Below are 16,693 nucleotides of genomic sequence, written 5' to 3'. Positions count from 1 at the left end.
AAACAATTACTCGCCTATATGAAATTTTTGCTCGGCAGCCTTTTCATCCTTTTTTTTAGCATTCCTGCATTAGCTCAAACCACCGCATACTCAACCGATTTCGATACGGGTGATGAAGGTTGGGCTAATACGGGTACCAATAACTGGGTGCGCGGAGACAACAGTTTCGGGACCGGCGCTGATGGCAACTACTGGGGCTACCCGAATGATGGGGCAAACTATGGGAATAGTGAATATGCTGAAATTACCAGTCCGGTTATAGACCTGTCGTTGTATGGGGATCTCACTTTTAGTATAGATGTAAGATATGAAGCAGTAGATGAAGTTGCCGGTGTCTACTATGACGGGTACAATGTAGAATACTCTACTGATGGTGGAACGAACTGGTCGGTTTTGGGTTCATACGGTGAAGGGCAAAATTGGTATAATCAAACGGATATTGATGAGTTGGGTGAAGACGGATGGGCTGATGATAATGATGCCTGGCAAACAGCATCCATAACACTCCCCTCTGACCTTGAGTTCATCTGTGAGGCAAGGTTCCGGGTGATATTTGCTTCGGATGCGGCTTGCTGCACTGATGTGGGTGTGGCATTTGATAATGTGACGATCACAGGAACCAAAGTGGGTTCCGGACCATCAGTGAGCTTGAGTCCTGGTGATGTCTCCGAATCACTTCTGCTTTGGATGAGGTCAGATAGCGGAGTGGCCTATACAAGTAATAATGAAGTGGGTTCATGGGAAGATTGGAGTGGCAACGGTCACATAGCCTCAGATGTAGGATGTACCAAACCCCTGTATGTGGAAGATGCCGTAAATGGACATCCGGCAATACAATTTGACGGGAACGATGACTACCTGAACCTTGGCGACATCCTTGACCTTCAACCTTCTACGGACGAATGGACGTTTTTCTCCGTTTTTAATACAGACGCTACCGGGACGATCTTCTCCAGGGCACTAAGTGCGACGGAAGCAAACAAACAATATCAGTTTCGGGTCTCAGGGACTGAATATGGTCAGATTATTGGCGGTACCCTTTCGACAGGTTCTGCTGTGGTGACGGGTTCGTGGAATATTTCATCGACGGCAATCAATACGGGTAACCTGAATGGTTATATCAACGGGACAGCAGATATCTCAGGTGCTACAATTGGAGCTGCCACCGAGACAACTGATGTACTGATCGGTGCGCGGTCCGATGGAGCCGGATTTTTATATGATGGTGACCTTGCCGAACTCATCGTTTTCTATTCCGAGTTGAGTGCATCCGACATCCGGGATGTGGAAACCTATTTAGGTATTAAATATGGGATTTCCCTGGACGTTTCTACGACAGGTTATACACTTGACGGGATTGAGATTTTTGCCCCTGCCGACCTTTCAGGCTATCAGAATGATATTGCTGCCATCGGTATAGATGATTCACAGGGACTATCACAAACTTCCGGGGAGAGTGCTTCCGGTGGAATCGTGGAGATCTCCAATGCTTCTGACCTTTCGGATGGAGAGTTTTTGTTTTGGGGAAATGATGGTGGAGCGACAACTACCACTACCGGTGATGTTCCTGGCGGGATAGATAACCGTGTGACCAGGATATGGCGAGTGTCTGAAACCGGTGAAGCAGGAACGGTGGATATTTCATTTGATATCACATCACTCGGATTGACTATCAGGACATTTAACCTGTTGACAGCTCCCAGCGGAGCTACCATCCCGACAGATCTTTCCAGTGCTGCGGTATCGGCTGCCGGGACTATTTCCTATGTGGATGGCAGGGAAATTGTCACTTTTTCAGGCGTATCTATAGATAACCAGGAATACTTTACTTTAGGTGTCTCTGACCCGTTAAGTCCGGGGGGTATAAGCAGCAACCTTGCGCTTTGGCTGAAAGCGGATGCCGGGATCACTCATTCTGATAATGCTGTTTCTGATTGGTCTGATCAAAGTGGTAATGGAAATGATGCTACAGAATCTGCAGGTGATTATCCTACCTATGTAGCAAATGCTATCAACGGCAATCCGGTAGTCAGGTTTAATGCAAATGCAACATCGCTGCAAGGTACTTTTGATAATAATGACGGAGATTGGACATTCTTTTTGGTAGGAGTTGATAACGATGCGGCTACTTTTGCGGATGATGCTTTTTTCGAATTCCGAGGTGGATCAGGGGATGATCGGTACTTTTATTTAGACAGTCGATACGCAAGTAATAATGATTTTTCATCCGCAATTGCTCAGAGTGCAGCTACTTTATGGAGGATTGATCATTCGGGAAATTCAGCCGATATTTTTGAAAACAGTACCTCCCTGGAATCAGGTTACGGTACGGGTTTTGGTACAGGAACTACAGGTACATTTGATTATGTACTTGGGGACGATGATACTGGGGGAAATGAACTCGATGGAGATATTGCGGAGTTACTGGCATATACTACTTCAACTCTAACTTCAACGGAAATACGGGATATTGAAACTTACTTGGCTATAAAATACGGGATATCCCTTGATATTTCAGCCTCAGGTTATACAGTAGGTGGTACTGATATTTATAACTATACAACTTATGTAAATGACATTGCCGGTATAGGACGTGATGATTCGCAAGGTCTGAATCAGACATCCTCAACGAGCGAAAGTGGCGGCGTGTTAACATTTGCCAACGCTTCCGGCCTGGATGATGGAGAGTTTTTGGTCTGGGGCCATGATGGTGCAACCACAGGCCTGACTACTGGTGATATACCAGCTGGTATTGACAACCGGATGACCAGGGTTTGGAGGATGGATGAGACCGGGGATGTTGGTACAGTGGATATATCTTTTGACCTTGGTACTGTGGGACTTGTTTCGGGGGGTACTTACTATCTCATAATATCCAGTAGTGCAACGATGGCTTCTGGTACGGTCACTTCTGACCCTTCATTATCAGGATCTGTTGTCACCTTTTCAGGAATAGACGTTGCAGATGGGGATTATTTCACTCTGGGAGCGGATGATCCTCCTACCCCTGGTGGTGTAAGCACCAACCTTGCGCTATGGCTGTATGCAGGAACAGGTGTAACACTGAATGGCAACAATGTATCAGACTGGGCAGACCAAAGTGGCAATGGCAACAATGCAGTACAGGCTACAGCAGATGCACAGCCGGAATATTTATCAGAGCAATTAAATGGCAATGCCGTTCTCAGCTTTGATGGAGGAGACGTATTGACTGGTGATGCTGGTTTTTATACTCAGGAATACTTTGTGGTTACTTTCCCAAATGAGATCTACAATAGTGGCGAATCCTCCGGTACAATTGTGAGTTTTGAGACTGGAGAATTTGCACGGCTCGGCCTGGGTCCTACTTCCGCCCAGATCGCTGATGAAGTCATTACTCATAGCGCAGGAAGCGGTGCCAGCTACAGGGGGGCATTCACCTCTACATCTGCAGACCTGAATCAACCGGCAGTTATAAACCCCAGAGAAAATGCGGCGAGTACAGGGCATGAAATTTATTACAATGGAGTAGATGTGCTGAACGCTGAAACAAACGTAGGAACGTATACCAATTTCAATGATGCATCTTACGAGGTAGGTGATGAAGTGGGCTTTACTCCAAGTCATCCATACAATGGGACGATTGCCGAAATAATTAGCTACACATCGCGATTGAGTGATTCGGACCGAAGAGATGTCTCAACTTACATGGCTATTAAGTATGGTATCACCCTTGATATTACTTCCCAGGCCTACACCGCAGGAGGCACAGCCATTTTTGATGATACCGGCTATCCCAATGATATTGCCGGGATCGGGATGAGTACAGCTTCCAACCTGAATCAGACCAGTTCCAAAAGCGTCAATTCAGGTTCCATAGTCAGGATTGAAAATGCTTCTGACCTGGAAGACAGCGAATACCTGGTATGGGGAAATGACGGCAATGTAAATGATTTCACTACCAGTGATGTTCCTCCGGGGAATTCAGAAAGATTTGAGAAGATCTGGACGATCAGCGAATTTGGCGGTGATGGTGTAGGTACGGTTTCAATTTCATTTGACATTACCTCCTTAGGGATTGACATTGACAACTCCACCATCAATCTATTTATCCTGGCGACTGGTTCCACCATACCGGATGACTTTTCCGGTGCAACCGTAAATAGTTCGGGAACCATCTCCAATGTAAATGGCAGGGACATAGTCACTTTTGACAATGTGGATTTTGCCGATGGAGACTATTTCACAATAGGCGGTGACGTCCAGACCGCATCCCCGGGAAGCTCAGGGCTGGCACTATGGCTCAGGGCTGATCAGGGAATAACCTCCTCCGGTAATCTGGTTAGCAACTGGTCTGACCAAAGTGGCAATGGAAATGACGTACTACAGGGAGCCACCAGTCTGAAGCCCACATTAGTCAGCGACGAGATCAATTACAATGATGCCATATACTTCAACAGTGATGTTCTCGAGACGATCAATGGATTCTACACCCATGATTATTTTGTGGTGATCAAACCGGATGCTGCAATAAATAATACCCTTGCGAATGGTTTTGTCCTGGGATTTGAAACACAGGCTGCCAGCGGATTTTACGTAGGTGATCAAAATATTATAGGAAATGATCTTTTCGGACAGACTTTGGATACTGATGGATATGATGCAGCTGCCACCGCTTCATCCATAAGTAATGATAATGCAGTGATTTTCAATGCAAGAAATAATGCAGGAGCTTCATCCCAGGATCTATTTGCAAACGGCAGTTCATTTACTGTAACCACATCCGGAACGTTTGCCAACGTGTCAGACAATCCGATCCGAATTGGTAATAACTTTGATGGGGACAATGCTTACGAAGGGTATGTGGCAGAGGTCCTGAGCTATAGTGCAAGGCTGACCGACAACCAGCGGAGGGATGTTGAATCCTACCTGGCATTAAAATATGGCATTACCCTGGATGTTTCCTTGGATGCTTACACGGCGGACAGCGCAGATGTTTTCGCCTTTACTACTTACATAAATGATATAGCGGGTATTGGAATGCACCTGGACTATGGTCTGGATCAGGTACAATCTGTTTCGCAGAATACCGGGGCCATCATCAAAATGGAATCGGCCGCTGATCTGGATGACGGTGAATATATCATCTGGGGCAACGACGGGGGCAGCAAAACCACTCCGCAAAGCTCAGAGCTGCCAGCAGGCTACGATGAGCGGCTGCCTGCAGAGTGGAGAGCTTCTGTGGTGGGAAGTCCCGGTGCAGTCACGATCAAGCTTTATACCGGTGGTATTGATAATTTCAGTGAACGCCCTCAAACAGCATCTTTGTATGAGCTGCTGATCGATACGGATGGAGATTTTTCTACTATTTCGTCATCTGTCTCCGCATCTACTTTGAGTAATGATACGCTGACTTTCAGTACGGTCAGTCTGGATAGCGGTAATTACTTTACATTGGCATTACCTGCACAGCCGGACGTGACCGGACTGACCCTTTGGCTCAAAGCCGATGAAGGGATTGAGGAAGCAGATGGAAACGATGCGGAAAACAGCGACCTGGTGGAATACTGGAGGGACCAGAGTGGCAACAACAACGATGTGACTCAAAACACCTTTGCCCGCAGACCTACTTACCGGACCAATTCCCTCAATGGCAATCCGGTTGTCAATTTTGATGACGGCTATACTTATATGGAGCTGGCTCCTACTAATCTGAATCCCAGGTCGGTATTTATTGTGTACCGTGACACTTCCACAGCCCAGTGGGCCACTCCGTTCACCAATGATGACGGTGACGGTATCGGTCATGGTCACAGTGATGATTCGCAGTTGTTCAATGCTACCTACACGCCTGCTGATGTCAGGAACGGTGACAATTATGTAGATGGAACGGATATAGGTGATGGAACCACACAGTCCAGGCCGGATTCTTATGAGCTGCATTCCAGGGTTTTTGTTTCCAATTTGTCTGACGCTACCCATAACTATTATGTGGGCATTGACCGGGGCTTTGATGACCGGTCGATAGATGGTGATATAGCCGAGATCATGGTGTATACCTCCGCGCTCACGGACACTGAAAGAAGAGATATCGAGACTTACCTTGCTATTAAGTATGGTCTCACGCTGGATATTACGTCACTGAACTATACCTATAATAGTGGCACATCTATCTATAGTCAAACCACTTATAGTAATGATATAGCAGGCATCGGGGCCAATTCCACATACGGACTCTCCCAGGGAAGTTCACAGAGTATCAGTACTGATGCTATTGTCACGGTCAGTAATGCTTCCAACCTGAATAACGGAGATTTTCTGGTCTGGGGGAATGATAACGGGGCTACCTCCGAAACGACTGGCGGTGTCCCTCCGGGGATGGGTGACCGAATGACCCGGAAATGGGGAGTCACCGAAACCAACAATATCGGGACCGTTACAGTGGCTTTTGATTTAACAGGATTAGGATACAGCGCCAAAGACGTTTCGGATTTTTCTTTGATCGTGGATGTCAATGATGACTTTACCGATGGTATTTTACGAAGCTATTCGGCAGAGTCTTTCACTTCTGATGTTGTTACTTTTTCTGCAGTTGATTTTACCGGCAGCACTCATTTTGGCTTAGGCACGACGATTGACCTTTTAACAGATACGGATACGGACGGCATTCCTGATTACTTTGAGTCTGCATACGGCACATTATACAATGACGGTGATGATCCCGTAAGCGGAGGCGCAGGAGGTACCGATTCGAATGCCTCAACCGGGATCAACGGTGACGGGATCAGTGACGCCCTGGAAGATATTTTGATTTCCAATGGAGCTTCAGCTCCGGTCACAGTCTTTACGGATACCGATGGAGATGGCATCCCGGACTATCGTGAAGTGACAGATGGCTCTGATCCGTTTAATGCCAATTCCCCTACCACTTCGGGAGATTCTGATGCAGATGGAGACGGACTGCCGGATGCACTTGAGGTGCTGATCAATGCAGAGGGAGGAGCTGCAGATCCCGATCTTTCGACTGATACGGATGGAGACGGGGTGCCGGACTATACCGAAGTTGTCAATAATACCAATCCTAATGATGTTAACGACCCCACCACAAATGGCGGAAACGATAGTGATGGTGACGGCATTTCCGATGCATTGGAGGATGTCTTACTGGCTGGAGGTGCTGCTGCTGCCGACACAGATACCGATACCGATGTGGATGGGATCCCGGATTATGTGGAAGCCCGAACGTACACCGACCCGTTTAATTCAGCAACACCCGCAGCAGGTATCAATAATGTTCGGACCATACTGGCAGATTACGAAGCTGCAGGCGGCCAATGTGTCGATTTAAGCGGTTATCAATGGATCGATTTTACTGATCAGTCAGGTAATCTCGTATTCTCTATCAATCCTTTTGGAAATGACCTGGGGTCAACTTGCTGGGGCATCCGGATATTGAATGGTGAGAGCAATGTAAGGGTTTCAGGAGGCCTCTACTACTTAAACAGGAACTGGTACATCGAACCTGCCACCCCTCCGTCTACAAATGTGTATGTAAGACTGTATTCCCTTGACCAGGAAGCTACAGACCTGGCTAACCGCGCAAATGGTGATTACGGTACCTCTGAATCAACGGCTGATATTTTAGCGGCGATGACCGTATTGAAAATTGATGGTGATACGGACCTGGACCCGCTGACTGTTGGTGGTCCCTCCACAAACGAAGGTCCGACCATTGTAGACTTTTCAGCGGCATCAGCGGATGCTTTTGTTTTGGAGCTGAGTTCATTCTCCAGTCTGAATCCCGAATTTGACGGAGAATCGGTACTGCCTATAGAATTACTATACTTCAGGGCAAGGAATTCTGACAAAGTGGTAGCAATTGAATGGAGCACCGCTTCGGAGGTTAACAATGACTTTTTCACCCTGGAGAGAAGCAGGGATGGTGAATACTTTACTGAGATTGCCAGGGTAGCTGGCGCAGGTAATTCCAGTCAACAGCTCACCTATGAGTTTGCTGACAGGGTGACTGGTACAGGTATTTATTTTTATCGTCTCAAGCAAACCGATTTTGATGGCAAAACCTCCTATTCAGAGATCATTGCCATTAATGTGACAGGAGGGCTTACTACTGACAAACTGGTCGTTTATCCAAACCCTGTCCTGGAGCAAGTGTTTTATGTGTCGACAGCTAATATGGAGTTTGGAACTGATTTACAGGTGTCGATCATAGGTCTCTCCGGAAGGACGATCAAGTCACAAACCCTGAAGCCGGCATTAAATAATGTGTTGGCCATCAATGCTTCTGATTTACAAGATGGCATATACCTTCTCCGTATCGAATCGGGTGAAAATGTTGCAGAGGCTAAGTTCATTATCGACAGGCAATAGGGTCAGAAGATAGAGATTGATAAAGATACCGGCGAGGTGGTGATGCGGTTTAAGCTGCCGGGGTTTGGTAAGAGGTAGGTGAATCACAACTCCAATATTTCTAAATCAGCGAGAGAGATCTTTGTGGTGGAAAGGTTACAGTTAAGGTTTTAATTTGAAGATTCTTTACCTTAATACCAGTTAACGCCTAAAACCATGAGCTTATGGATCGGTCACGAAAGACCATTAGTTGTGAGCTTTCAGATTGTATTTTAGCAGAGGGAGGGAAAACAACTGAATGCGAGATTGTGAGTTGTGATTAGCTTTCAGATTGTATTTTAGCAGAGGCGGTCCACTTATGAAGTCCCCTGAAGGATTGTTGTGATTAGCTTTCAGATTGTATTTTAGCAGAGGTGGCTGGTTGTATGACCTGTTTGAAGATCTGTTGTGATTAGCTTTCAGATTGCATTTTAGCAGAGGACACTCTCCAGTATGTGATCATAAGAACGCGTTGTGATTAGCTTTCAGATTGTATTTTAGCAGAGGCGGCAGCCCGAAGCATCCGCTTTACTGCCGGTTGTGATTAGCTTTCAGATTGTATTTTAGCAGAGGTTTTCCTGCATTTCTCCAACCAGATCATCGTTGTGATTAGCTTTCAGATTGTATTTTAGCAGAGGGAGATGATATCCTGCCTATCAAACTATATCGTTGTGATTAGCTTTCAGATTGTATTTTAGCAGAGGTTACTCTCCTTCCCTACCTGTTACTATTAGTTGTGATTAGCTTTCAGATTGTATTTTAGCAGAGGGCTGGTGCCGGCACACCAGGCGAAAAACCGGTTGTGATTAGCTTTCAGATTGTATTTTAGCAGAGGAGAGTCTTTTGAGATACCTCCTGCGTCTACGTTGTGATTAGCTTTCAGATTGTATTTTAGCAGAGGAAGTTTCAATGGGCCTTTCTTATATCCTTTGTTGTGATTAGCTTTCAGATTGTATTTTAGCAGAGGTAGGTAAGCTTTTTGACAAAGTGCAGCATCGTTGTGATTAGCTTTCAGATTGTATTTTAGCAGAGGTTTTAAACGTGGATTCTTACCTGAATATCTGTTGTGATTAGCTTTCAGATTGTATTTTAGCAGAGGTGATACGCTGGTATGGAGATCGACCGTACAGTTGTGATTAGCTTTCAGATTGTATTTTAGCAGAGGTCTTATTGGCTGTTTCGCGCCCAAAGTCTGGTTGTGATTAGCTTTCAGATTGTATTTTAGCAGAGGAGAATTAAGCTCCATGGTGGACATCATGGAGTTGTGATTAGCTTTCAGATTGTATTTTAGCAGAGGGGTGGGTTCTTTCAATAGTACGTGATTGCGGTTGTGATTAGCTTTCAGATTGTATTTTAGCAGAGGTGAAGGGGAGGACACAAAATCAAATCAGTAGTTGTGATTAGCTTTCAGATTGTATTTTAGCAGAGGATTGATCCTTAGCGCCGTGGCTCCCGTCATGTTGTGATTAGCTTTCAGATTGTATTTTAGCAGAGGAGCATTCTTGCCCGGCAGGCCGGGGAATGTGTTGTGATTAGCTTTCAGATTGTATTTTAGCAGAGGTATTGCTCCTACTGGTTAACAAAACATCGTGTTGTGATTAGCTTTCAGATTGTATTTTAGCAGAGGGTTCGCCTTGGTGGTTAGCTCCTATTTCTGGTTGTGATTAGCTTTCAGATTGTATTTTAGCAGAGGGTAAGGTAGAATTTAGTAAGTTAGACCTTAGTTGTGATTAGCTTTCAGATTGTATTTTAGCAGAGGTTACCACTTCTGGGGTACTAAACAGGATCTGTTGTGATTAGCTTTCAGATTGTATTTTAGCAGAGGATACCCTGGTATTACCTGCTAAAAATCAGCAACTTACGGGTCATATCTCGACCTCTAAACCTTCGAGGTTTTCAAAACCTCGAAGGTTTTTTGATTTTTTACCGGTCAAAACATCTCTAACTGCTGCGAAGGCTGGGGTAGTTTTTCTTTTTTGGCGGAGTAAAATACTTCCATCATCCCAAACTGTTTATCGGTCAAATGGGCAATGCCCACGTGACCTTTGGGAGGCAGGCCGGCTTTTATTCGCTTGATATGCACCTGGGCATTCTCCATACTGGGGCAGTGCCTCAGAAAAATGGAGAACTGGAAGCGGCTAAAACCGTCTTTTTCCAGCCGGTCTACAAACTTTCGGTAATTGTATCGATCCTTTTTGGTTTCTACCGGCAAATCGAAAAATACCATTACCCACATAACCCGGTATTGGTTAAAACGTTCTGTACTGACTCCGTTCGGGTTCATAAAACCGGAAACTTGATCTGCTTAGCTTCCCGCGCATAGCACTTATGTAGACTACTGGTGGTCTGTTGCACGGCCAGCATCAGCGGACTTTTCTGCTTATTGATCGTCACATCCAGTACGGGGATCTGAAGCAGTTTCTGCTTGATCTCCGTCGTTAATGTGCTGTAATCATCCTCGCTTCTCACCAGCTCCAGCACCAGCTCGTCTACAAACGGCCGGTAGGGCTCCATCACGTCATCGGCCAGGCAGTAGGCATTGTATTGGTTTTGGTGAAAATATCCCAGGGTAGGTAAAAGTCCGGAAGCCACCAGCGACCGGGCCACTATGGCCCGCAGCACTGCATAGCCATAGTTGAGTAGGTTGTTAGGCTCACCTTCAAAGCGTCCTCTTTTGAAACTTGTAAGGTGATCGACGAATAGCTTTTGCCAGTAATAAGCCGCTGCCCGGGCTTCAAAATTGTCTGGGTCGCCCGGTTGTACTTTATCGGCCCACCGGAGCATGTTTTGCACTTCAAAACCATTTTGGCTAAGCAGGCTGGCCTGGTTGGTGATCTTATACCGTACAGTCTGCTGCCAGAAGCGGGCTTTTTGGGCATCCGTCGCAGTGACCTGATCAGTGAAATGTGCCTGCTGGGTGTGGTGGCCATCCAGGTTGAGAAACAGACCATGTGGCAGGTGATGGGCATCACAGGTGATCACTGCAGTATTGTTGCCCAGGAGCTTGCCCAGCAGGGTCTGGGAAAGAGTAAGACTATGGTGGTCCAGGATCACTACACCAATATCCTCTATCGGTACCTTTTTCTCCTGCTGGTCCGGGTAGCTGGCCACCAGCTGATGTTTGTGGGTGCTCAGGTGCACTTCATTGCCAAAATAGAGGGTGCGCTTGATCATGGTCAAAGGTTTGATTCATAGTTATTCTCCACTTTAACGAGACTGACTATTGCTTCTTCTCAAGTTCCCTAAACGGTCTATCTCCAGTTTCCAGCAGTGTTCCTTAATCATCCTTTCATCCAGAGACTTTTGATTTTTTGATTGAGGGCTTCCCACTCCATATTCATTTTGAATGGGGTAATTCAAACCTATTTTGGCTTGATCTTTTTTATTCAAATTAAATATAACTTTGGATGAACTTCCCGGGATAAAGTTTGCTGTCGTTCCTGACCCATCAATAAATAAATAAACTCTTTCCCGTTGCTTTTTGGAGAGACAGGCAAAATCAACTAATGCTGGATTTTCTATTTCTTCCTCTGTTGGGAGATACACTACATCATTGGGAGAAAGTGAAAAAAGCAATGAGTATTCATTTCCTTTTTTGTCTATGAACTTTTCCAGTACTGGATTGAAGCCATCCTTCAATTGAGGAATTACCTCATTCAAGGGAACGGTACTAAATTGACGAACCGTTTCGCCCTTCTCGTTTTTGCCTTCATATACTGCGAAGAATAAGTTGGTTCCGGTGGCAGCAACTACATATTTCAACCCGTTATTCCCTTGTTCCCCAACAGAAAACTTTTTTCCTAAAGCTTCATATTTCCTTACTTTATAAATTGGTTGATGACTTTTTCCATCATTCAGTTGCTTCAGGTTTTGGTTTAGGTCTTCAATTCCCTCCGGCGAAAATGCAAGCTCATGAGCAGGAATAGGGTTACCATTTTCATCTGTTTGGTCCTTATATTTTTCAGACTTCAGGTGATTCCGAAGTATCTTTTGGATGCCCGTATCTGTGATACTCTCTATGGTTTTTTCATTAAAAGAAGTATCCAGAGACTTACGCGTTGCGGCATCAGGGTTTTTGATATCCACATAATGAACCTGCACCCGGCCAACTTTTTCACCTTCCCTGATATAAGGCTCTTTTTTGAATTGCCGAATAACCTCATCAATTGTTAACCCATTTTTGATTTTGTTTTTCACTACTTGCCTAAGCTGCCTATCTGCTATGTGCTCCCAATCTTTGATGGCATCATTTAAGGAGACCTCCTTTTGTTTTTGCAAGGTGACTTTGCCATAAACCGTTTCGAGGTGTAGTGGCCTTCTTACTGCCCACCAGTCGGCATTCCTGACCTGTTTCTCTAATTTTTTCTTTAACTCTCCATTTTCAGTTTTCCACTTTTCATAGTGGTTTACATTTTTATTAATCACTCGCTTATTCTGTTTGATACTCACCACGGTTACTGCAAGCTTATCCTTGATCTCTTTGATAATATTTTTCCAGGGTTTCAGAAATTCTTTTGCTACCCGAATGGTTTTGTATTCTCCTGTTTTTTTATCCCTGACCTGTTTTTCTTCTAACCGTCTCAGTTTATTGCGCAAGTCAAATCGCTCATCTTTTTGAGATGCTGCCGCACTTTGGTTGTTTAGGTAATTGACGTGCCTTCTGTCTGCCAAGGCAACAACCAGGGCATCTAAGGCATGGTGACGGTGGTCAATGCGCTTAGGGTCAAAGTCTTTTCTTAATTCGTGAGGCACTTCATTCCTAAAGAACCGGTTACCACCTTTTTCATCCCAATATCCAAAATCACTCGTCCCAGTAAGCTGATTCATCCGCTGAAAGCGAGGAGAAATCAGGTCATTCCACACATCATTTAGTCCCCAATCCCTTTTTAGTTGGGTCGTCACTTTTCCAGTGACAGGTACCACATGTTTTGATGTAGCTTCTTCTTCATATTCTTCCCGAACGAGATTGCTCATGAGCTTCATGACTACTTTACTGATGTACCGGGAATCACTCAATTGCCTGTTGGTAAATGACTCAGGAATGTCCTGCATCAGCAAGATTTCCTTTTTTCTGCCCTTAAAGCTTCGTTGAATATGTTGTTCGTATTTTTCTTTGGAAAATACTTTTACTTGTTTCCCATTTTCACAAGGCACAATTTCACCTCCATGCTTTTCAATGAATTCATAACCGGTCTGGTTATCCTTCAGCGAGTTTACCTCAGCCTCACAGATCACTTTGTTATTGAGGGAATCATCAAAATATCGGGACTGAGGAAGGATATGTTCTATCTCATAGGCTGAAGTGAACAGCTTGCTCAAGGAAATGGCTTGCCCGGTATATGGAGAAACATACTTTTGCTCCATCCATAGACGGTATTTTTGAATTTCTCTCTGGGTAGGCTCTGCTTTTCTGCTAATCTTTTCAATATCATCAGGTAGTTTTTCTGAAGCAGTCAGCACGCCTTCCTCATAAATCTTTAACAAGTCTTGTTGGCTTGGGGAATAATCCTTCACATCACCATTTACACTTGGGTCATTCATTAGCTCTCTCAGCAAAGCCCGAATTCTCAGATTAGTGTTTTGATTTTCAGTAATCCGTTCTGTCATTCTTTTTCTTTTATCGGCAGGGTTTTTCATATCTCTTCCCAGCTCCACGTGTATTTCATCAAAGAAATTTTCCTGACCGTCACCATAATAGGCCCAAATGTCCTTTATCACTTGCAGTGTCTCATTAATCACTTGTTCGACAATGGGGTTACGAAGTGAGTGCTGTTTCAATCGCACTATATCTTCCGGCTTTTTCCAAAAGGTTTTTTCGCTAACTTCCGAATGCCTTCCATACACCACGTAAGAAGCTAGCCAAAGAGGTAACCCCTGAAATTTTTCCATGGAATCGAGATTCCTGTCAAATGCCTTTTGCCGGGCTAATAGCTGTATGGTATCATCATCTTCGCCATTGATTATTTTCTCAATTCTACTTTTTACTTTGCTTGGTATGTTTGTTTCTTTCCAATGGCTTCCGAGGCGCAGCAATGGTAAAAGCTTACTTAAAGCTTTGTATGAAAAGGCTCCGTAATCCCTTTTGAAAGGGGGGTAGTCATTGAACGGTTCGATGACACAAGGATCTATTTCAAGCCGTCCGGCTAGTTTTTTTAGTGCGTTTTTAAGTTCATCTTTCTCTAAAATGGAATAAAGGGTATGCCATAATTCAATTTCTTTTTTCTGGGTCAAAAACTTCGCCCAATCAAAGTCTTTATTCTTTTTTAGGACGGTAATAAACCCTGCTCGTGTCTCATTGCAGGGATATTCCTTGTCTTCCACGTAATTCCAGCGGTAAGTTTTTTCCGTCAGCTTTTTTCCGTCCTTTTTGAAATGTCCAAGCAAGGTCTTTTGCTTAATGCTTTTTCTATTGTTTAGCTCTTCAAAGAGCTTTGCCCTGTCCTCAATGGAGGGGAGTAATCCATCAGTAATATTTACATCGGTTTGTAGCCGGCCGTCTATCCGTCTTTCCCGCTCGTAGATCTTAAGGTTTTGAACAAACTCCCATAGCCTGAACTCCTGATACAACGGATGGCTTTTTGCTATGCATTTCAACCATTGTTTTTTCTTCTCGCCGGTTTCTTTGTCAGTGTATGCCCTGTACTCATATTTGCATTCCTCTATCAGTGATTTTTTTGTTTTTAAAGGGCGCTGATAAAAGATGATATCTTCTGTGAGTAGGTGAACAAAATCTTTCTTCAGCAAATCAGTCTGATGAGAGGTGTTGTGGGGGTATAGATGTTTTACGCATTTCTCATAAAGTTCGCCGGTAAACTGCTCCGGCTGTAATTGAACCTGCTTGTTCAGGATAGTTGCAAATTCTTTTTTGTAGAAGTCTCGCTCGATCGTCCTTACCAGCTTGCCCCTGATCTTTTGATTGGGCCTTTGAAGTAGAGTGTCATAGATGTAGCCACCTACGGTTTTGCCACTCTCGTTGATTGTCTTTTCAGATTTGGTTTTAATAGCAATCCAATCTTCTTCTGAATCAACAGATTTAAAAGAGCGCTTAACATCCCCTTCCTTGGTCATTTTTTCTGATCCGTCATCATTCAGTTCGGTGGTTACAATAAACTCGCGTGTTTTTCCTTTCCATTCAACTTCCTTTTTGCTTGGTTTTATGAAGGATAGCCCATTACCCAGAATAATTTTATATTTCCTTTGATCTTTGCCCTGTAGCTCTCCGGTATCGATAACATCAGTGACCAGTGTTTCAATGAACTCAATGTGTTTATTATCATCTTTTGCTTTATCTATGTCATCTCCTCGCAACTGATAATACCCCCGTTTCTGGTTAAAATGGAGGATAAGCCAGGCCAATTCTTCTTTGGATATCTTTTCAGACAAAGCTTTTTTTCGCAAGTAATAAATGGTCCAGTCATACGGGATTTTGGTTTCATCTCCATTTTTCTTTTTGTAAAATAGAGAAGGTTGATTTTCCTTAAAGTCCTGCACCATTTCCTCGAAGGATTCTTTAAAAAGAAATTCGAATTTCCCGTCTCCGTTTCTTCGATATGGAACCTTAGGCTCTTTATTTTCAAAAAACTGTCCTAACCTTTTTTCAAAATCGATATCCTCGGCATAATGTTCTGGAAGAAAGCCTAGTATGTTCAATACTCTATGTAATCGTTCCCGTCGGAGTAGATGTCTTTGGCGTAACCTCCTGATACCTCTTTTATCAGTTCTTTCTGCGGTTTGAGAAACGGTATTCCCTTTTCCAAACTCTGAAAGCAAAGCTTCATTCATAGGAATAATCCTACTCCCCACCCCAAGAATCTCCCCATTCCCCAAAAAGGTTTGTTGCCTGTTTTCATAGTCAACATTGACCAAAGCCCACCCAATAGAGTTGGTACCCAGATCTAATCCCAAAATCTTTTTTCCCTTTGATTCTTCCATTATTAAAAATGATCGTTATCTTTAAACTTACAATTTGAAAGCTAATCACAATAAGGATTATTCCGTTGTGAAAACATTTAAGCTGCCTCGCCTTACCATGCGGGGCTTTTTTATGCCCATCCTACTAATTGCATAAATACACTATTTTCCCCTCCAGCTACTGCTTTTCTTCCCAACCACCCTGTAAACTTTCCGAATGCCGGACTTATGAATCGGTTCCGGATACCGTTCTGATCAGAAAAGGCAGTCTTCTAATTTAACGGTTTATCTTAAAATGCACCTACCTATTTTAGGGTTTTTAGTTTGGAATGGGACTATACGGAGGGTAAATTGTGTTTTTGAAAGGAGACTACTGACGGTAGAACTTTTTTTATTC

4 protein-coding genes and 1 CRISPR repeat array are annotated in these 16,693 nt (G+C 44.1%); of the genes, 1 reads left to right on the top strand and 3 read right to left on the bottom strand.

Annotated elements, in window-relative coordinates; all coding sequences use genetic code 11:
- Positions 1–18: 18 nt before the first annotated feature.
- A complete protein-coding gene (locus AC3E9V_RS24580; RefSeq protein WP_488750820.1) occupies positions 19–8,367 on the top strand; it encodes a DUF8202 domain-containing protein in 8,349 nt (2,782 codons plus the stop codon).
- A gap of 225 nt (positions 8,368–8,592) precedes the next feature.
- Positions 8,593–10,210: direct repeats of the CRISPR family, unit length 36 nt; unit sequence GTTGTGATTAGCTTTCAGATTGTATTTTAGCAGAGG.
- Positions 10,211–10,315: 105 nt separating this feature from the next.
- On the opposite strand, the gene cas2 is transcribed toward AC3E9V_RS24580, so the two are convergent.
- Genes cas2 through cas9 form a run of 3 tightly spaced genes read right to left on the bottom strand, consistent with a single transcriptional unit; the run spans position 10,316 to position 16,317 of the window.
- Positions 10,316–10,669: a CRISPR-associated endonuclease Cas2 gene (cas2, locus tag AC3E9V_RS24575; RefSeq protein WP_488750819.1), complete on the bottom strand. Its 354-nt coding sequence runs from the start codon at positions 10,667–10,669 to the stop codon at positions 10,316–10,318.
- Positions 10,666–11,559, bottom strand: coding sequence for a type II CRISPR-associated endonuclease Cas1 (gene cas1, locus AC3E9V_RS24570; protein WP_488750818.1), 894 nt, complete (start codon positions 11,557–11,559; stop codon positions 10,666–10,668). The genes cas2 and cas1 overlap by 4 nt, the downstream gene beginning before the upstream one ends.
- A 33-nt stretch (positions 11,560–11,592) precedes the next feature.
- Positions 11,593–16,317, bottom strand: coding sequence for a type II CRISPR RNA-guided endonuclease Cas9 (cas9, locus tag AC3E9V_RS24565; protein ID WP_488750817.1), 4,725 nt, complete (start codon positions 16,315–16,317; stop codon positions 11,593–11,595).
- Between the last annotated feature and the right edge of the window lie 376 nt (positions 16,318–16,693).

Source organism: Marinoscillum sp. HNIBRBA16962 (assembly GCF_057801515.1).
This window is presented reverse-complemented; position numbering and strand designations above follow the sequence as displayed.